Source organism: Ottowia cancrivicina, assembly GCF_029813755.1.
GTDB classification, from domain to species: domain Bacteria; phylum Pseudomonadota; class Gammaproteobacteria; order Burkholderiales; family Burkholderiaceae_C; genus Ottowia; species Ottowia massiliensis.
The window spans coordinates 1-371 of record NZ_JARVII010000111.1 but is presented as its reverse complement, the minus strand read 5'-3'; the positions used below and the strand labels follow the sequence as shown (position 1 = coordinate 371).

The following is a 371-nucleotide window of genomic DNA, read 5'->3' as shown; positions in this document are numbered from 1 at the left end:
GAACAGTTGTTTGGACAGGCCGTTAAACACCACCAGCAGCAATTGAGGCTTGCTAAACAGCTGGAGGACGAAAACGGTATTCAGGAACAAATCAATGCCCAATTTTCTTTAGGCCGCTGCTATTTCGAACAAGCGATGAAAGCCGAAGGAGAGGCTTCTGAACAGTTGTTTGGACAGGCCGTTGAACACCACCAGCAGCAATTGAGGCTTGCTAAACAGCTGGAGGACGAAAACGGTATTCAGGAACAAATCAACGCCCAATTTTCTTTAGGCCGCTGCTATTTTGAGCAGGCGATGAAAGCTGAAGGAGAGGCTTCTGAACAGTTGTTTGGACAGGCCGTTAAACACCACCAGCAGCAATTGAGGCTTGC

General features: G+C 48.2%; 1 protein-coding gene. It reads left to right on the top strand.

Annotated features, from left to right (window positions below; translation table 11 throughout):
• Positions 1-371: hypothetical protein (locus tag QB898_RS13270; protein WP_279525328.1), on the top strand; the 371-nt coding region annotated here is incomplete at both ends.